Origin of the sequence: Pelotomaculum sp. FP (assembly GCF_004369245.1) — a bacterium.
Taxonomy (GTDB): Bacteria; Bacillota; Desulfotomaculia; order Desulfotomaculales; family Pelotomaculaceae; genus Pelotomaculum_C; species Pelotomaculum_C schinkii.
On record NZ_QFGB01000002.1, the window covers coordinates 140,209 to 157,312 of the forward strand.

Annotated in this window: 16 protein-coding genes, 3 tRNA genes and 4 pseudogenes; 1 reads left to right on the top strand and 22 read right to left on the bottom strand. The window is 50.7% G+C overall.

The window, feature by feature from the left end:
• Positions 1-48: 48 nt before the first annotated feature.
• The 19 genes and pseudogenes from Psfp_RS01485 to rpsF form a co-directional block, all read right to left on the bottom strand.
• A pseudogene (locus Psfp_RS01485) lies at positions 49-497 on the bottom strand (DUF134 domain-containing protein).
• Between the two features lie 67 nt (positions 498-564).
• The gene (locus Psfp_RS01490; RefSeq protein ID WP_205079435.1) at positions 565-963 is read right to left on the bottom strand and encodes a metal-dependent transcriptional regulator; all 399 of its coding nucleotides are present in this window, start codon (positions 961-963) and stop codon (positions 565-567) included.
• The gene (locus tag Psfp_RS01495) at positions 950-1,369 is read right to left on the bottom strand and encodes a hypothetical protein (RefSeq protein ID WP_134216784.1); all 420 of its coding nucleotides are present in this window, start codon (positions 1,367-1,369) and stop codon (positions 950-952) included. Before Psfp_RS01495 ends, Psfp_RS01490 begins: the two co-directional genes overlap by 14 nt.
• 19 nt (positions 1,370-1,388) lie before the next feature.
• A pseudogene (locus tag Psfp_RS01500) lies at positions 1,389-1,574 on the bottom strand (4Fe-4S binding protein); the annotation flags it as partial.
• A gap of 230 nt (positions 1,575-1,804) precedes the next feature.
• A pseudogene (locus tag Psfp_RS01505) lies at positions 1,805-2,211 on the bottom strand ([FeFe] hydrogenase H-cluster maturation GTPase HydF); the annotation flags it as partial.
• Positions 2,212-2,260: 49 nt separating this feature from the next.
• Positions 2,261-2,886, bottom strand: a pseudogene (hydE, locus tag Psfp_RS01510) ([FeFe] hydrogenase H-cluster radical SAM maturase HydE); the annotation flags it as partial.
• A gap of 251 nt (positions 2,887-3,137) precedes the next feature.
• Positions 3,138-3,212 (bottom strand) — tRNA-Gly (locus tag Psfp_RS01515).
• Positions 3,213-3,315: 103 nt separating this feature from the next.
• A tRNA-Glu gene (locus tag Psfp_RS01520) sits at positions 3,316-3,391 on the bottom strand.
• A 21-nt stretch (positions 3,392-3,412) separates the two neighbouring features.
• Positions 3,413-3,488 (bottom strand) — tRNA-Lys (locus Psfp_RS01525).
• 350 nt (positions 3,489-3,838) lie between these two features.
• A complete protein-coding gene (locus Psfp_RS01530; protein ID WP_134216787.1) occupies positions 3,839-5,125 on the bottom strand; it encodes an adenylosuccinate synthase in 1,287 nt (428 codons plus the stop codon).
• 11 nt (positions 5,126-5,136) lie between these two features.
• Positions 5,137-6,525 (bottom strand): NAD(P)/FAD-dependent oxidoreductase, encoded by a 1,389-nt coding sequence (locus Psfp_RS01535; RefSeq protein WP_134216788.1) that lies wholly within the window; start codon positions 6,523-6,525, stop codon positions 5,137-5,139.
• A gap of 267 nt (positions 6,526-6,792) precedes the next feature.
• Positions 6,793-8,124, bottom strand: coding sequence for a replicative DNA helicase (gene dnaB, locus Psfp_RS01540; protein WP_134216789.1), 1,332 nt, complete (start codon positions 8,122-8,124; stop codon positions 6,793-6,795).
• Positions 8,125-8,171: 47 nt separating this feature from the next.
• Positions 8,172-10,112, bottom strand: coding sequence for a Lon family ATP-dependent protease (gene lonC / locus Psfp_RS01545; protein ID WP_134216790.1), 1,941 nt, complete (start codon positions 10,110-10,112; stop codon positions 8,172-8,174).
• Between the two features lie 327 nt (positions 10,113-10,439).
• Positions 10,440-10,892 (bottom strand): 50S ribosomal protein L9, encoded by a 453-nt coding sequence (rplI, locus tag Psfp_RS01550; RefSeq protein ID WP_134216791.1) that lies wholly within the window; start codon positions 10,890-10,892, stop codon positions 10,440-10,442.
• A gap of 71 nt (positions 10,893-10,963) precedes the next feature.
• Positions 10,964-11,929 carry a DUF2232 domain-containing protein gene (locus tag Psfp_RS01555; RefSeq protein WP_192895224.1) on the bottom strand — a complete coding sequence of 322 codons (966 nt, stop codon included), beginning with the start codon at positions 11,927-11,929 and terminating at the stop codon, positions 10,964-10,966.
• A 4-nt stretch (positions 11,930-11,933) separates the two neighbouring features.
• The gene (locus Psfp_RS01560) at positions 11,934-12,251 is read right to left on the bottom strand and encodes a MazG-like family protein (protein WP_134216793.1); all 318 of its coding nucleotides are present in this window, start codon (positions 12,249-12,251) and stop codon (positions 11,934-11,936) included.
• 351 nt (positions 12,252-12,602) lie between these two features.
• The gene (gene rpsR, locus Psfp_RS01565) at positions 12,603-12,833 is read right to left on the bottom strand and encodes a 30S ribosomal protein S18 (RefSeq protein WP_134216794.1); all 231 of its coding nucleotides are present in this window, start codon (positions 12,831-12,833) and stop codon (positions 12,603-12,605) included.
• Positions 12,834-12,887: 54 nt separating this feature from the next.
• On the bottom strand, positions 12,888-13,301 hold the full coding sequence (ssb, locus tag Psfp_RS01570; protein WP_134216795.1) for a single-stranded DNA-binding protein: 414 nt from the start codon (positions 13,299-13,301) through the stop codon (positions 12,888-12,890).
• 69 nt (positions 13,302-13,370) lie between these two features.
• On the bottom strand, positions 13,371-13,658 hold the full coding sequence (gene rpsF / locus Psfp_RS01575; RefSeq protein WP_134216796.1) for a 30S ribosomal protein S6: 288 nt from the start codon (positions 13,656-13,658) through the stop codon (positions 13,371-13,373).
• Between the two features lie 207 nt (positions 13,659-13,865).
• Between rpsF and Psfp_RS01580 the strand changes: the two genes are divergently transcribed.
• On the top strand, positions 13,866-14,192 hold the full coding sequence (locus Psfp_RS01580; protein WP_134216797.1) for a carbohydrate-binding protein: 327 nt from the start codon (positions 13,866-13,868) through the stop codon (positions 14,190-14,192).
• Between the two features lie 201 nt (positions 14,193-14,393).
• Here the strand turns inward: Psfp_RS01580 and Psfp_RS01585 are convergent, their stop codons facing one another.
• The 3 genes from Psfp_RS01585 to Psfp_RS01595 form a co-directional block, all read right to left on the bottom strand.
• Positions 14,394-14,606, bottom strand: a complete 213-nt coding sequence (locus Psfp_RS01585; RefSeq protein ID WP_134216798.1) for a DUF951 domain-containing protein — start codon at positions 14,604-14,606, stop codon at positions 14,394-14,396.
• Positions 14,607-14,645: 39 nt separating this feature from the next.
• Positions 14,646-16,061: an aminopeptidase gene (locus Psfp_RS01590; RefSeq protein WP_134216799.1), complete on the bottom strand. Its 1,416-nt coding sequence runs from the start codon at positions 16,059-16,061 to the stop codon at positions 14,646-14,648.
• 314 nt (positions 16,062-16,375) lie between these two features.
• Positions 16,376-17,095, bottom strand: a complete 720-nt coding sequence (locus tag Psfp_RS01595) for a CvpA family protein (protein WP_134216800.1) — start codon at positions 17,093-17,095, stop codon at positions 16,376-16,378.
• Positions 17,096-17,104 lie beyond the last annotated feature (9 nt).

The window sequence follows — 17,104 nt, forward strand, 5'->3', positions numbered from 1 at the left end:
AAAAGACTATAATGTCTCTTTGACCTTGACACCATTCCTGTTTGGTTTTTATTCATTCCTCCAGCCGTGCCGCCAGCAGTTTCTTCGACAAAACTTCCCTTTGCAGTTTTGTTCACAGGTAACCTTAGTTGAGCCGCAGGAGGGACATGAATATTCTCCGTTTTTTATGGATTCAAGATTTTCAAAGCTTTCCATCCATTCCTTGCCGCAATCCATACATCTCACCGGACAGATATTCCGGGTGAAGTTGCCGCCCTCTATGTGAATAACCTTTCCGTTTACCAGCTATCGGCGATTTTTTCTCTTGCAGACAAAAGGATTCGCTGAAAGGTGGGGCGGGATACCTCCATCTTCTCGGCGCATTCTCCCTGCTCCAGACCCTCCAAATCCTTTAGGCGTATTGCCTCCAGTTCTTCAAGCTTTAATATATTTTCAGGAACCTCTGCAACATCCTTATCCGACGGGATGAAGTAGGTGATAGTGGGAATATTCTCAATTTTCCTCCATTTGTCTTGCCAATCACATCACCATAAATGTTAATTAAATCCGATGAAAATAAGTTTATTATTTATACTCAGAAAGCTTCTCAAGCTGCCGATCAATCTTATCCGTTGTCTCGGAACTAATTAAATGTTCGATACGACATGCGTCCCCGGCAGCCGTGGCAGCTTCCACGCCAAGAACATCGTTAAGAAACCTTTTGAGTAACTCATACCTTCTTTTTACGTTGACAGCTATATTTCGACCGTTCTCCGTTAATGTAACGGTGCCATACTTCTCCTTAGTAACGTATCCTTCGTCCTTAAGAACTCCCATCATACAACTCACGCTGGCTTTGGAAATACCAAGGGCGTTTGCAATGTCAATTGAATGTATGCCTTCATCGTTTGAAAGCTCCAGCATAACCTTCAAATAATCCTCTTTGGACGGAGTAATTTTCCCTGTATGGCTATTTTGCTTCATTTTTCAAGAGCCTCATATCATAGCAGTTCCGCACCTCGTGTATTTTATCGCTGCTGAACTGCTTGATAACACCAGACATGCCGGGTTCCTTGATTTCCTTGTTAAAAGACATTTTTGTGATTGCACTGTCTACAATACGTGCAATTTTTATACATCCGCTTTTTAATAATCTCTGTTGGTTCTGAATTTTCGCCTCTTGTACTTCCGGAGGAATTACTTTGCATTGGCTGGCATCAGAAAAAATCTTCCAGCCAGGTCTCGTAATTTTTATTGCTTTATCCCAATCGCTGTTGAAATCGGGCACAACGGACATGTCTTTCCAAAACCCTTTCATTACCCAATAAATGCAGTTATCTGTTCCATCATAAGTCATTGTATAGTAATCATTTTTTGCAATTTCAATCATACAAGACCTCCTCATGAACTTATAAACTTATTGCTTCACTTGGACATTCTCCAACACATGCACCGCATTCAACACATTCGTCACTTATGACTGCTTTACCATCTTCAAGTTTGATTGCCCCTACAGGGCACACATCCTCGCATCGGCCGCAGCCAATGCATTTTTCCTTGTTTACCATAGCTGCCATAGAGCTCATCTCCTTTAATAATTTTGCTGTTACAAACCAACATAAGTCTTTTTTTAAATAATTATTGACATATGCTCATAACTACCATAACCCTATTATGGGCATATGTCAATAACTATATGAAAATTTAATTAAATGATTTCTGCAAAAAAAGAAAGAGAGCCGTAAAGCCCTCTTCCAAAAACCAAATCCCGTTAAAGAATTTATAGAAAATAAAATAAGTTCATTTCTTTTCTGAATGTCTTATTTTATACCAAGCCGTTTTTCTCCAGAGCAAGGCTTGCGACGGGGAAAGGCTTCAGCGCCCTTGGGAGGATTCCCATGACATAGGCGATGAGTATACCGTAATTCGTGATGTAGACGCCTTGCTCGCGCGCCTTTTCGACGCGATACTGCATTTCCCTCCGATTTAACATGCAGCCGCCGCAATGGACGATAACCGCGTATTCCGAAATATCTCTGGGATAACACGCGCCGCTTGCCCATTCAACTTGATATCTCCGCCCGCGATCTGGCGTATCCAACGGGGAATTTTTACTTTGCCGATGTCATCCGACTGCCTGTGATGGATGCAGCCCTCCACAATCAATACCTTGTCCCCCGGAGAGAGACGTTCAATGCGTTTGATGCCCCGCACCATTTCATCCAGATCAGCGTAGGGCCGTCGTCAATTGGCATCTCGCCGAGCATATCGTGTTCCGTTCTCATGTCGGCGCACCTCCTTTTTGTAAGTCCACATGATCTCCACGTGAAAAGTCGGCGTAAGACCCATGGATTCAATATGACGGGCAAGCCCCGGCAGATACTCGGCAGCTTCCCAGCCTTTACAAAGCTTGTTATCATATAGTGAATAATCTGATCGATGTTTTAAGGGTGACAAATTCGGCATTACGACATTTGCGCCCGCCATAAGCCCTTTTTCCCGGCCCATGTCGTCTACGGTGCCAAGCGCGGTGGTAGCCGGAAGCAGGGTTTTCGGCAGCATGATTCTGATAAGCGACAGCAAAATGAGTGTATGGCGGGAGGAGGGATGATAAAATCCGGTGAACCTTGTATCCTTATGCGGGATAAACGAACCGATCTCGATCATATGGGGGTCCAGTTCCCACAGGAAAAGGAAATCCTCCGCCAGCGTTTCATAGGTCTGATAAGGAGAATCCACCATAAAACCGGCTCCGACCTGGTATCCGATTTCCTTTAGGTTATATAAGCACCGCTTACGGTTGTTCAGACTCAGCTCCGGCGGATGAAGTTTCCCGTAATGGTCTTCATTCGCCGTTTCATGTCGGAGAAGGTAGCGATCGACATCTGCGTCAAACAGCTCTTTATAAAATGCCCCAGGACAGGGGGGAAATTATCTGGTAGGATTTGTATTTGTAACACTTTAAAGCCCCTTCTATGCCCGTTCTATGGTTTCAGAGATAAAACCAACTTTTTAATTTAATGGAACGTTGGCGAAAATGATTAAAAGCTCAGGTCAAAAACCTAAGCTTTTTTCATTCAAAACGTCTGGTTGTCGTCAATATTGTCGTCAAATTCATCCTGTCGTAAACCTATAAGCTTCGGAACCCTTGATTTTCTTGGAGCGGGTGACGAGGATCGAACTCGCAACCCTCAGCTTGGGAAGCTGATGCTCTACCGTTGAGCTACACCCGCTTAGTTCTATTATTATAGCCTGATCCAGATGAAAATGCAAGTTATTCAGACTTGTTGTTTGATGGTAAAAGCAGCCTGTCCAAGGCTGCTTCGTTATACGTCTTGGTGACCCCACCGGGATTCGAACCCGGGTTACCGCCGTGAAAGGGCGGTGTCTTAGGCCGCTTGACCATGGGGCCGTATATTCGCAAGGATTAAATTGGTGAGCCATCCGCGACTCGAACGCGGGACACCCTGATTAAAAGTCAGGTGCTCTACCGACTGAGCTAATGGCCCAACAAGCCTTACAGATAGATATATTACTATAACCCCGATGGGGTGTCAACCACTAAAAAATATAAAACTTAAAGGATTATCAGATAAAAAGCATTAACTAAATATTGAATAGGTTCCTTTTTTGGTTGGATCGTTCTTATACAGCGGAGGCGCCGGCAGAACAATAGTATATGCGCCCGTATTATAATTCGTTATGCTGGTTTAAATTGCAAAGGGGATCACTGGGCATAACCTCCTAGCGTTTCAGGAATTAATGCCAATCCTTTAATAACATGCATTTCTGTGGGGTCATTGTGCGAATGAATTCACACCCACATACTAAACCCCCGGCCGGGCCGGGGGTATTTAGATTATTTGTATAGTTCGGTTGTTAGAATGGTCTGGCTGCGCCTGCTGCCGACGCCAACCAGGGCTATGGGCACACCGGCGACTTCGCTGACCCGTTCCAGGTACTTTCTGGCGGAAGTTGGGAGATCCGACAGTGTTTTGGCTGAAGTAATATCATCCTGCCAGCCGTCAAACTCCTCGTAGACAGGCACGCACTCTTCTAAAACCCTGAGGCTGGCCGGAAATTCTTCAATAATTCTCCCGCGGTAGTTGTAACCGGTACAGATTTTAACCTTTTCCAGACCACTCAGGACATCCAGCTTGGTGATGGCAAGATAGTCCAGGCCGTTGATGCGCACGGCATAGCGGGCCACTACCCCGTCAAACCAACCGCAGCGGCGTGGCCGGCCGGTGGTGGTGCCGAACTCGCCCCCTTGGGTGCGGATGTACTCGCCGGTGTCGTCCTCAAGTTCCGTGGCAAAGGGACCTTCCCCGACCCTCGTGGTATAAGCTTTGGCAACGCCGATGACACGGTCAATCTTGGTCGGTCCAACCCCTGCGCCCAGGCAGGCGCCCCCGGCAGTCGGGTGCGAAGAGGTGACATAGGGATAGGTGCCATGGTCAATATCCAGCAGGGTGCCCTGAGCGCCCTCAAAGAGCACGTTCTGCCCCTTCTTGAAGGCCTCATTGATAAGCAAAGAGTCATCAGCCACGTACTTGGCCAGGTTCTCGGCGTAACCGCGGTATTCTGCCAGGATGCTGGGGTAATCCAGCGCATTCATCCCGTAGACCTTGGTAAGCAGGTGATTTTTAACTTCGATGTTGGCTTCCAGTAAAGAAGCGAATTCATCCTGATCCAGCAGGTCAACCATACGGATACCGACACGCGCCGATTTATCCATATAGGCAGGTCCGATGCCGCGGACGGTAGTGCCGATTTTATTATCTCCCCTGCGCTCTTCTTCCACCTGGTCGAGTCGCTGGTGATAAGGGAAAATGACATGAGCGCGGTCACTGATTTTCAAGTTATCAATACTGATCCCTTTATTCTTAAGGGCTTCCATTTCTTGGAGCAGAACCCCCGGATCGATAACCATACCGCTCCCGATGACGCAAATTTTTTCGGGGTAAAGTATGCCCGAAGGGATCAGGTGTAGCTTAAACTCCCGGTCACCCACCACAACCGTGTGTCCGGCATTGTTGCCCCCCTGGTAGCGGACCACCAGGTCGGCCTTTTCGGCCAGGAAATCCGTTACCTTCCCTTTTCCTTCATCGCCCCACTGGGCGCCGACTAGAACCACTGTAGACATCAGGTTACCCCCTAAATCCTATTAATAATTTCCCTGGCCGCCACCACACCGGCCGCAGAGGCCTGGGCCAAGCCCCTGGTGATACCGGCGCCGTCCCCGGCCGCGAACAGGTTTTTCACCCGTGTTTCCAGGGAACCTGTAAGGGCCAGGCGGGAAGAATAAAACTTGACTTCTACCCCGTAGAGCAGTGTATACCTGGAATAAACCCCCGGCGCCAGTTCATTGAGCGCCTTGAGCATCTCTACGATGCCCATCAGGTGGCGGTACGGCAGGACCAGGCTTAAATCACCCGGCGTGGCCTCCGCCAGGGTTGGTACGGTCATGCACTTGGCCAGCCTTTCCCTGGTGGAGCGGTGGCCCGAAATGAGGTCACCCAGGCTTTGCACAATAACTCCGCCACCCAGGAGGTTAGCCAGGCTGGCAACGTACCTGCCGTAAGCAATCGGCTCTTTGAAGGGCTCGGTAAAGGTCTTGCTGACCAGGACGGCAAAATTGGTGTTTTCCGTCTTATTATATGCGTGGCTGTGCCCGTTTACCGTAACGAGCCCGTCATTATTTTCAAGCACCACTTCCCCGTTCGGGTTCATGCAGAAAGTGCGTACTTTGTCGTTGAAGGTCCTGGAGTAGTAAATGAATTTAGCTTCGTAAAAAATACTGGTCAAGGGATCCATCACGGCTGCCGGCAACTCCACCCTGACCCCGATATCTACAGGATTGATGGTGGTCTCGAGTCCCAAACGTTGAGCCTCGTCACAGAGCCAGCCGGCGCCCTCCCGGCCAGGCGCCAGAACCACCTGTTTGGCTGTGATCACCTGCCCGTTGCGGCAGGTCACACCACGCGCGACCCCGTTCTCCACCAGCACCTCTTCCGCCGAAGTGGAGGTTCTCACTTCAACCCCGGCGGAAACCAGGCTTTCGTACATTCTATGGAGGATTTCCTTACAGCGGCCTGTTCCCATATGCCTGATCCTGACCGGCACCAGCTTCAACTCTGCAAGTACGGCGCGCCGCTGGACCTCCTGGATTGCCTCTTCATTCTCCAGGCCGTAGACCTTTTCAGGAGCGCCAAAGCTCAGGTAAGTACGGTCCACATAATCAATGAGTTCAGCCAGGCGACTTTCCCCGATGTATTGCTCCAGGCTGCCGCCTATCTCTGTGGAAAGAGTAAGCTTGCCATCGCTGAAAGCTCCGGCGCCACCCCAGCCGCACACCGTCGAACAAGGAGAACAGTTGCTGCACGGGGCGTTTTGGACGCGGGCTACGCAGGACCGGTCGCCGATCGCCCGGCCTTTATCGATAATTAAAATTTTTAAATCCTTGCCGGACTTGACCAGCTCCAGCGCCGTGAAAATCCCGGCCGGTCCGGCGCCTACGATGACAACATCATACAATTTACTCAAAAATATTCCCTCCCCCTTTTTTGGGTAGGAAGCTTTATGATATTTTTCCCTGCCGGCATAAAAATAACCCAAACAACAAACCTTATACCAGTTGCCATTTGAGTGCTTCAGTGTGGTCCCCGAAAATGTAGTTGTAGTAGTGAGTGAACCTTTTTTAAACAACACAAAGATCTTAACAAACCAAAGAAATCTTGTCAAGACAAAAAATCCCGGCCTGCGGCCGGCCAGGGACGATTTAACACCTGTATAGAGCCCTGGAGAGGGCTGTCAATGGTCTGATGTGTTTTTTATAATGGAGACAAACTTGGTATATTCTTTCAGGAAAACCAGTTCGACGCTGCCGACCGGTCCATTGCGGTGCTTGGAGATAATGACCTCTGCGATGCCCTTTTTCTCCGATTCGGGGTTGTAGTATTCATCGCGGTAAATAAACATGACCAGATCGGCGTCCTGCTCCAATGAACCCGACTCACGCAGGTCGGACATCACCGGGCGCTTGTTGGGACGCTGCTCCACAGACCGGCTGAGCTGAGCCAGAGCCAGTACAGGGATTTGCAGTTCCTTGGCGAGTCCCTTAAGGGAACGGGATATCTCTGAAATCTCCTGCTGGCGGTTTTCGGAGCGACGGCTGCCCTGGAGCAATTGAAGATAATCGATCACGATCAGCCCTAGCCCCTTCTCAGACTTGAGCTGTCTGGCCTTGGCCCGCAGCTGGCGGATGCTGATACCGGGGGTGTCGTCAATATATATTGGCGCCTTGGCCATTTTACCGGCCGTCTCGTGCAGCTTCAGCCAGTCCTCCTCATCAATGGTACCATTGCGAAGTCGCTGCTGGTCGACTTTCGCCTCCGCGCAGAGGATCCTCTGCGCCAGTTGCTCCTTTGACATTTCCAGGCTGAACACCGCCACCGGGATATTGTGCTTCATGGCGGCATTATAGCCTATACATAACCCTAAGCTGGTTTTGCCCATGCTGGGACGCCCCGCCAGGATAATAAAGTCGCTTGGCTGAAATCCGCAGCAGATCTGGTCCAGGTCCCCAAAGGATGTCGGCACGCCGGTTACAACGCCGCGATTATTGTAAAGGAACTCCAGGTGCGGGAAGGTCTGCAGGAAGATTTCCTTGATTGTGAAAAAGGCCTGGCTGGTACGCCGGTTACCGAGTTCCATGATCATCTGCTCGGCCTCGGCGATCAGTTTTTCAGGCTCCTCGTGTTCTTCGTACCCCATACCGGCAATGCGCGTCGACAGGTTGATCAGGGTGCGCAGGAGCGATTTTTCCTCGACGATGCGGGCGTAGTACTCCACATTGGCGGCAGTTGGCACCATTTCCGCCAGAGTGGCGATAGCCGCTACGCCGCCCACTTTTTCCAGGTCACCCTGCTGCCTCAGCTGATCACTGAGCGTGATCAAATCCACCGGGCTCCCTGCTTCATTCAGGAAGAGCATGGCCTCGTAGATGGTACGGTGGCTTTCCCGGTAAAAATCGCCCGGCTGGAGCACCCGCATCGCCTTGTAAATAGCCTCGCGGTCGATAAGGATGGCGCCCAGCACGGACTGTTCCGCATCTATATTCTGGGGAGGAATTCGGTCTAACAAAATGATCTCCTTTTTAACAAATGAAAGCCGTACGTTTCAATAAACAATCAGCTGACCAGTTCATCAACATCCGTGGGTGGAAACACGTGCCTGATGATATCTTCAACAGTGTGCGCCAGCACCACCTGAATGCCCTTTACCTCGGAAGGCACGTCATTTTCATTCTCCGCCGGCAGCAGGATGGTTTTGATGCCGGCCTGCCTGGCGCCATATATTTTTTCGCATACTCCTCCAACCGCGCGGACCTTGCCCTGGATGGACACCTCGCCGGTGACGGCTATATCCTGGGGTATGGGGCGCCCCTGAATAGCGCTTAAGATGGCCAGGAAAATAGCTACACCAGCTGATGGGCCGTCTATTCTGCCGCCACCCACCACATTAACGTGCAGGTCATAATTGCTGAGGTCTTCGCCTGTCAGTTTGCGTATTACAGAGGCGGCGTTGAACACGGAGTCCTTGGCCATACTGCCGGCGGTATCGTTAAAGCGGATGGCCCCCTGGCCCTGGCTGCGGGCGGGAAAAGCCACTGCTTCGAGTTCTAAAACTGACCCCAGGTAGCCCAGCACGCCCAGCGCAAAAATTTTCCCCACTTCCCGCCGGCTGGAAACCTTGCAGGTTGCATAGGGGCTGAGACGGCTTACCTGAGCCACTTCCAGGACATCTTCAAGGGTTATCGCGGGACATCCGCAATCCGTCTTATCACGATAGCAGGCCAGTCCGTAGGCGTCTGCCAGGATGCTGATGGCCTTACGGCCCTCAATGGTGTACTCGCTGATAGCCTCGGCCACCCTGTTATCTAAAAACACACCCAGTTTTCCGGCCGCCTGTGTCAAAATGGCCTGGATGTCTTTTGGCGTTAGCGGCTCGAAGAAAATCTCGGCGCAACGCGAGCGGATGGCCGGGTTAATATCTTCAGGCTCGCGGGTGGTCGCCCCGATTAAGATAAAGTCTGCCGGGGCGCCTTCTTCAAAAAGCTTTTTAATATACTGGGGTACGTTGGGTTCATGCGGGTCGTAATAGGAGGAGTCAAAAAAGACCCTCTTATCCTCCAACACTTTTAAAAGCTTATTCTGTAACAGGGGGTCCATTTCCCCGATTTCGTCAATGAACAACACACCACCGTGGGCGTCGGAGACCAATCCCAGTTTGGGTTCCGGCACACCCGTCTCAGCCAGATCCCGCTTTGCTCCCTGGTAAATAGGGTCGTGCACTGAGCCCAAGAGCGGGTTTGTAGCTTCACGGGGATCCCAGCGCAAGGTGGCGCCATTTACCTCCACAAAGGCCGCTTCCCTGGCAAAGGGCGTCCCCTTGGCCGCTTTAGCCACTTCCAGGGCCAGCCTGGCTGCAGTGGTTTTGCCTACACCCGGCGGTCCATAAAGGATAATATGCTGTGGATAGGGAGATGCCAGCCTGGCCAATAAGGCATTAATTGCGCGCGACTGGCCAACAATTTCTTCAAAGGAAGCCGGGCGCAGAAACTCCATGGCGGAGGTGGTCAGTTTTTTTTGCTCCATCTTTTCCAGGAGGGCCAGCTTCTTTAAAGTGTGGGCGTTTTCCGGACCTGCGTTCTCCTTGATAACCTGCATTTTTATTTCTTTGACATACTCCTCGTGGCGCTGCTGCAGCTTTTCGCTGATTTTCTTTTCCAGCTGGTCTTCGACCGTGCGCCGGGCAATATTATCGGCAATCTCTTCTTCTATCTCTTCCAATATGCCCGGGATGGCTTCCTGCTCGGGCGGGGTATTAAAGGTTGGATCCTCGAAAACCAACTTCTGGAGGGCCAGTACTCTTTCCTCCATCCTTTCGGAGCGCATGAACTGCAGGGCATCCAACTTGCCGGCCCGCAGGACCAGCTTGTCGGAGCCGTACAGGTCAGCCAGGAGGCCAAACATAGCCGTAACCTGGCGTTTAATTTGCTCGTTGCCTTTCAGTTTAACAGAGGTTTCGTTTTTGTTCCCTCCGATAAACTTTTCGAGGAATACTTTCATGTTGTGCTCCTTTCAGTGCTACCCTAAAAATAAGAGTCCGGCATAAGAAGCGATAACCCCAAAATGTGGGGGCGATTCATTCGACAAGTGCTGCATTCGCTCCCTACAAGTTCGGCGCCAGCGCGCCGTGTGCGAAAGAAAATCGCACGGCTCAAGTCGCCGCGATAGAGGCATAGGCAAAACCTGAAAGACCCGGTGTTACCCACATTGCTGCGTTTTCCTACTCTGCCGGCGCCGCGTTATGGTTGTGAACTAACTGAACAACCCGGCGTTTACAGTTTACGGGCACAAACAACCGGACCAAACCCAGCAAAAGATGATGGTTAATCAAACCTGCTCCCCAACCACTTTGACCTTAATCTCGGCATGTACATCCGGATGTAGTTTGGCCACCACAGAATACTCTCCAAGCTGCTTGATGGGCTCCTTCAGAATAACCTTCTTTTTGTCAAGCCTGATACGATGTTGTAAGACCATGGCGTCGCAAACATCCTTGTTGTTGACAGAACCGAAGAGCTTGCCGCCCTCACCGGCTTTAGTCTGCACAACTACTGTAATCTTTCCCAGGCGGGCTGCCAGTTCTTCCGCCTCCCGCCTTATCTTTTCCCCTTTTAACGCATTCGCCTGCTGTCGCTCGGCCAGTTCCTTCATCTTTCCCTGGGAAGCCTCGCTGGCCAGGTTGCGCGGCAGCAGATAGTTGCGGGCGTAGCCTTCCGCTACGTTGATTACGTCCCCCCGCTTGCCCTGGCCGGGTACATCTTTTAGCAGTATTACTTTCATATCCATTACCTCCTGGAAAGCTAACCTCAGCCTGTTTGCATGAAAAACACTTGGACGGCCCCTATAAGGGATTATTCCTTCGCTTCCGGCAGCTGACGCATGTTTATCAGAGGGTCAATCACTCCCAACATCAAAAAAACAGAAACACTGAAGGGCAGGTAGACTAAGACCAAGGCCAAAAGCGCCAGTTTGAAAGGCCTGGCCAGTTTGATGCTGCGGAAAAAATACGCGGCGACAGAGGCTCCCAACACCAGGTGAAAATAAAACAAGACGAAAAGGATGTTCTTTCCTATCTTCCCCACCAGCGGTATTGATAAAAAATCACCCGCCAGGGTCATCCCCAATCCTGAAATAAGACCCCAGATGACATACCATGGAACATATACCCTGCTGAAGGCGGGGACCGGCGGCAACTCATACTGCATCCGTCTGAGCACGGTTCTGGCCGCAAAATACGATAAAACTGCGCCGGAAGCCGAAGCTACAATATACTGACCCGGAATGAATAGTTCAAAAAGGCTCGTAACGTTCTGATTTAAGTTTCCCTGCATCTCAGGGGGCAAGTCGCTAAAAACATTCACACTACTGTTCGCTTCCAGCCACTGCTCGACAAACAACCGGCTGTCCTGGTCCAGAGTAAACAGCTTTATGCCTGTAATGACATCTATGAGCAGAGCTGAAAGGAGCGTAAGAACAGCCGCCCCGGCCAGTCCCGCAAAAATACTGATACCGGGGGATACCTGATTTTTAAACAGTAAACCGTACAAAACACCCAGCAAACCTGCCGGTAAAAGCATCAGCAAGGCCGGAGTTTGGCCGGGAACCAAAATAAACAGGCTGGTTCCAACCACCGCCAGGCTTAGGCCGGCGTAGCGGGTGTCAAGCCGTAAAACCAACAGTATCAACGGCAGGGGGAAAACTACTGTGGCTAGAAGACCGAGAAACGGTACATAAAGACCAGCCAGAACAAACAGAATCGCCAGGGATGTAAAAAAAGCCCATTCCGACAGGGCTCTGGTCTTATTGCCGGTCAGCAAAGAATCACCTCTTTTTTTCGGCCAGATAATTTAACAGACCCGAGAGGTCGCCGTACCATTTTTCAACCTCATGCTCCTGGTCGATGCCCTTACGCAGTTTTGCTTCCACTTTCAAGTCGAGTCGGTTAAAATTAATACCCAACCGCCGGCCTAATACATAGCAAGTGATGTGCAAGCTGGCCAGCGCGTCCATGATTAACTCCTCATTGCTTCTAAGCATGGCCTTGAAAAGCGCAGAAACGGAGGTAATCAAATCTGCCTTTAACCAATCGATTATTTTAATATTCTTGGCAATACCGCCCTCCTGACTGCCGGGTAACATGGGTATCCTCCTTCGGTAGACTTGACACTTGACCTTTAACTATTCTTCAGGAGCGATTTCTTTTCCTGCCCCTATCATGGCCGATTTGCCTGTTATTTGTTGCCCCAAATGTATTGGCCTAGAAGCTTTCAATATAATTTCACAAAAGAGGTCATGGTCTACTATTCATCATACCTGCCGCTTTGCAGGCAGCCCCCAGTTCACTACGCTTCTATGCAAGCTTCATAAACATGCTTGCACGCGCTACGGAGAACGCGCCCAGGCGCTCCGTAGCGCTTTCGGCCGGCCCCCCTGTGCCCGCGAAAAGACATGTTTAATTAAAAAAGGAGGCCTTGGCCTCCCCGGTAGCTACTATTCCGCTGTAAACGGCAGGAGCGCTATATTACGAGCCCTCTTAACCGCTGTGGTCAGCATGCGCTGGTGTCCGGCGCAGTTTCCAGAAATGCGGCGGGGTAGAATTTTGCCCCGTTCGGTGATATATTTTTTAAGGCGAGGTATATCTTTATAATCAATTGCTTCCATTTTATCCACACAGAAACTGCAAATCCTTTTTTTACCGCGACGGCCTCTTTCACGTTTCACGATTTATTCGCGCACCTCCTCATACCGGCCCGCTGCGCTGGTACCGGTCATTTATTAAAACGGTATATCATCCTCATTAAAGCTAATTTCGCTCCCCATGCCCTCGTCGGCGTGGTTGGGGTGACTGGCGTTATATGAAGATCCGCCTTCTTTGGCGCGATCCAGAAAACGCACATTCTCGGCAATTACCTCGGCAGCTTTGCGTCGTATACCCTGGCTGTCGTCGTAAGAGCGTATCTGCAATCTACCGTCGACCGCCACCAGCCTCCCCTTGCCAATATAGTTGGCACAGTTTTCGGCCTGTTTCTGCCATACCACGATGTCAATAAAGTCGGCCTCTTTTTCCCGGTCCTTGGCCTGACGCCGGTCCACGGCCAAGGTAAACCTGGCTACCGCAACACCGTTAGGTGTGTAGCGAAGCTCTGGATCTTTGGTAAGCCGGCCTATTAGAATCACCCGGTTTAGCATTTTTCTCACCGCCTTAAGTTAATCTTTTTCCAGCGGTCAGCGCTAAAGGTAGTTATGCTCTACCTGGCGCTACTCGTCCTCCCGGACGATGATATGTCGCAGCACTTCATCCGTAATCTTAAAAACGCGATCAAGCTCTGCAGCCACTTTGGTTTCTGCATTCATTTTGACCAGGATGTAAAAGCCTTCTCTGAAGTCTTTCACCTCGTAAGCCAGCCTGCGCTTGCCCCACTTGTCGAGTTTTGTAATCTCTCCACCGTGGCTTTCAATTAAAGACTGGAATTTATCCACTACCGCCGCGTTTTTTTCCTCGTCCAGATCCGGACGAAGCACAAAGACTACCTCATACTTGCGCAAACCATTCACCTCCTCCCTTTGGACTATCGGCCCTACACCAGGGGTAGAGCAGGGTGGAACGTCAAATGCAAATTTTGACCTATAGATTATAGCACAAGGACTTAAAATTGACAAGGATAATGGGAAATTTGTCCTCTTCCGCTTAGCTAATATTACAAAGGCCTTCGGCGCACAATAATGCTGGTGAATATATTGGGAGGTGCTTTTGTGAGCTCAATTAAGCCTTTTACCTACTCTCATTCCATCCAAGGCGTACAGGTTAAACCGCTTTCGGAAGACGGACGGCATGTAAGCATACTTTACAAGGGTCTCCTGGCAAACCAGGGCGCTGCCAGCGTTTACCTGCACTACGGGTACGGGGAACAGCAGGATTGGCTCGAAACAATCGACCAGCCGATGGAGCAACGCAACGACGGATGGGAAAAGGCTGTACGGCTAGAAAAGGGCAACCAGCTAAACTTTTGTTTCAAAGACAATTCCAACCACTGGGACAACAACAACGGAACGAACTGGGCCTACCGAATTTCCGAGTAGTCCGGCGCGAATAATTCTCCACCCACAATTTCTCGTGTTATAGCTTATCAAATGATGCAACTTATTTTCATGATAGCTACCCACGCCGCTAGCGCGGCGCCACGCATGATGCAGGTGCGAATTTCAATCGCACACGGCGCGCCAGCGCCGAACTTGGGCATCTAAAGTAACTTTTGTGCGAATGAATTCGCACCTGCATTTTCAGGACAGCTGTTCCGGGGGGCTTTGTGTTCCCTGTTGGACCACCGCTTTAACCGCTTTTTCAAATTTAGGCCGCGGCAGCAGCAAAACCCGCCCGCATTTCAGGCATTTAATCCGGAAATCCACGCCAGTGCGAATGACTTCCCACAGGTCGCCGCCACAGGGGTGGGGTTTTCTCGTCCTGACCACATCCCCGACAGTATACTTATGCAAATCGTCGACCTCCTCACAAGCGGATGGTCTTGAAGCTTGTCATTGTAAGACAGCCAGAAAAGCCCGGTAGCCCTGGTAGGCCATGTAGATATCCGCCTTGCTGGCCACCTCAAGGGGAGAATGCATACCCAGCAGGGGCACCCCGCAATCAAGGACATCCATGCCGTGCTCTGCCAGGAAGTGGGCGATAGTCCCGCCCCCGCCCTGGTCTACCTTACCAAGTTCTCCAGTCTGCCAGGTTACTGCGGCGCTGTTAAACAACCTCCTGATCGTGGCCACCACTTCAGCATGAGCGTCGGAGGAAGAAGATTTGCCGCGGCTTCCTGTATATTTGGTTAAGACCACACCACAGCCCAAGCGGGCAGTGTTCATTTTCTCAACTACATCCCCGAAATTGGGATCCAAACCTACATTTACATCGGCTGAAAGGGCAAAGGAGTTAGCAAGTACCCGCCTTACAAGGAGATCGCTGTAAGATGGCGTGCAGCGTGAGACGATTTCCGCAACCGTATGCTCGAAAAAAGCCGAATTCATCCCGGTGTTGCCGAGAGAGCCTATTTCTTCCTTATCGGCCAGCAGCAGCATGGATGTCCGTATAGGGTTGGGTGTATCAATTATAGCCCTCAGAGCAGTGTAAGCGCAAACACGGTCGTCTTGACCGTAAGCGGCGACGAAACTCCGGTCCAAACCGGTGTCCCTGGCAGACCAGGCCGGGACGAGTTCGAGTTCAGCGCTGATCAGATCCTCTTCGTTAATCCCGTATATGCGATGGAGGTATTCGAGGACATATAATTTAAAACGTTCCTTCAGATCAACCCCGCCCAGCGGCATGCCTGCGGCCAGGACATTCAAGCTTTCACCGGGTACGGCGTCAATCATTTTTTTCTCCATCTGGTCCTTGGCCAGGTGAGGCAACAGATCTGTAATAGTGAAAACCGGGTCTCCTGGCGCCTCTCCTATTACCACAGGAACGGCGTTACCGTCGCCCTTGACGACCACCCCGTGCAGGGCCAGGGGGAGCGACAGCCACTGGTACTTTTTAATTCCACCATAATAATGGGTTTTCAAGAGGGCCAAACCTTCTTCTTCAAACAGAGGTTGTGGCTTGAGATCCAGTCGCGGGCTGTCTACATGCGCCCCCACCAGGTTCAGCCCGTACTCCAGTGGTTTGCTGCCAATGACTGCAGCGATGAGAGCCTTTTGGCGGTTGACTGCAAATATTTTGTCCCCTGCCTTTAACCGGACACTCCCACCCAGGGGTAGAAAACCGGCGCCCCGCAGTTGAGCAACAGTTACATCAACCGCTTCTCTTTCTGTTTTACAATCGTTTAAGTATCTCTTATAGTCTTCACAAAAGCCCATGGTCGTAGCTTTTTCCTGATTAGACATCCTGTCCCAGACATTGCGCCTGCTGTAAGCAAGTGTTTGAGCAGAGTACTCCTTATCGACATGCATTGTTTAGGCCTGGTTTCTAAAATCCAAACAAAGGCCTTTGTTTGGATTTCGCTCCTGCCGACTAAACAGGAGGCAGTTGCAAAAGGATTCCACTTCGTAAGCTAATATCCTCGCCGCTTACATTCATTGGATGTAACTGCTGAGAAACCCTTTTCCCTTTCACTTATATTCTCACTCAGTTATATATAGTTTACCTGCTAACCGTTACCATTTTATCACAGAACTTGTGTTCGCATCAATAGATGTTTGATGTTTTTGTTATGGACATTGGCGGCATGTACTTCTATTATACCCCTTAAACGTGATGGAATATATTAGTTTTCTTTGAGTTCCCCCGGTTCTTTACGGAGCACGGTGGCGCCGGTGGGCAGCGATCGTCCGATTGCGCTAAACAGAGGTTCAAAATATGGCAGCAGCATGGAGTCCTCAAAGGCGCCGCTGCGGCGCTGGGTAGCGCCGGGCGTCCCGTGCTGGCTGTCAGGAAAAGAAGTGGCGCTCTGAAAGGGTGTAAGCAGAGCCAACAAGATGACTACAACGGCCAACCCCCGGACGGTTCCGAACAAAAGACCACCGAGATGGTTCGGCGCTCCCAGCAGACTGAATTGAGCCACCTTGGTCAAAACTATCCCAGCCAGGTTAATAGCCCAGGTGGTGGCCAGCAGAAGAGCTAAAAAGCATAGGGCGTCCAGCGCCACGGAGGCAAAGCTTCCGGCCAGGTAATCACCGATATCAGACAGTTGACTTGGAGCCGCGCTCCCTGCGGATATAAGCTTGCCCGGCTGAGCGGCGCCGGGAACAGGGCTCTGGGAAGGCATCCAAATTTTAAACAACTGCATGATCAGAGGCTTAATCTTTTCTTCCACATTCCAGTTTATGATAAGGTAATCCGCAAGGGGACGGTGATAGGTGTAGGCGACAAACAGGCCAACCAGGGTGCCGGCCAGTCCTGCCAAACTTGCCAATAGACCACGGCGCAAACCCTGGAAAGCTGAAAAGGATACAATCACAACGATTAACCAATCCAGCCAGTTCATCTCAAGTCT

Bases quoted from the DNA above. Each gene is read 5' to 3' on its own strand.
- Psfp_RS01490 (WP_205079435.1), bottom strand. From the start codon at position 963: ATGAAGCAAAATAGCCATACAGGGAAAATTACTCCGTCCAAAGAGGAT.
- Psfp_RS01495 (WP_134216784.1), bottom strand. From the start codon at position 1,369: ATGATTGAAATTGCAAAAAATGATTACTATACAATGACTTATGATGGA.
- Psfp_RS01530 (WP_134216787.1), bottom strand. From the start codon at position 5,125: ATGTCTACAGTGGTTCTAGTCGGCGCCCAGTGGGGCGATGAAGGAAAA.
- lonC (WP_134216790.1), bottom strand. From the start codon at position 10,112: ATGAAAGTATTCCTCGAAAAGTTTATCGGAGGGAACAAAAACGAAACC.
- rplI (WP_134216791.1), bottom strand. From the start codon at position 10,892: ATGAAAGTAATACTGCTAAAAGATGTACCCGGCCAGGGCAAGCGGGGG.
- Psfp_RS01560 (WP_134216793.1), bottom strand. From the start codon at position 12,251: ATGTTACCCGGCAGTCAGGAGGGCGGTATTGCCAAGAATATTAAAATA.
- ssb (WP_134216795.1), bottom strand. From the start codon at position 13,301: ATGCTAAACCGGGTGATTCTAATAGGCCGGCTTACCAAAGATCCAGAG.
- Psfp_RS01590 (WP_134216799.1), bottom strand. From the start codon at position 16,061: ATGCATGTCGATAAGGAGTACTCTGCTCAAACACTTGCTTACAGCAGG.
- Psfp_RS01595 (WP_134216800.1), bottom strand. From the start codon at position 17,095: ATGAACTGGCTGGATTGGTTAATCGTTGTGATTGTATCCTTTTCAGCT.